This is a genomic window from Telluria sp. AZSoR62 (genome assembly GCF_058111565.1).
The window spans coordinates 1-257 of record NZ_JBYTST010000412.1 but is presented as its reverse complement, the minus strand read 5'-3'; the positions used below and the strand labels follow the sequence as shown (position 1 = coordinate 257).

The 257-nt window shown below is 51.4% G+C and carries 1 pseudogene; it reads left to right on the top strand.

The features are described from left to right. Positions 1-238, top strand: a pseudogene (locus AC3XQU_RS24280) (toprim domain-containing protein); the annotation flags it as partial. Between the last annotated feature and the right edge of the window lie 19 nt (positions 239-257).

The following is a 257-nucleotide window of genomic DNA, read 5'->3' as shown; positions in this document are numbered from 1 at the left end:
AAAGCGAACCATCTTTGGACTGCCCGGCTGCGAAAACTGGGACCCTGAATGGTTCAGCATCATGGAAGGCCAAAACGTTCTTTTGGCGCTAGATCCGGACAAACCAGGTTACGCCGCGATCGACAATTTGAAGCCTGTGCTTGAAGCTTTTAAGTGTAACGTCGGGGTGTATTCCCCACCAAACAGGGTCGGAGACCTGAACGATGAGCTGAAAGCAAAACTCGGCTTAACAATTTAACCCACCAGCCTGGCTCTCG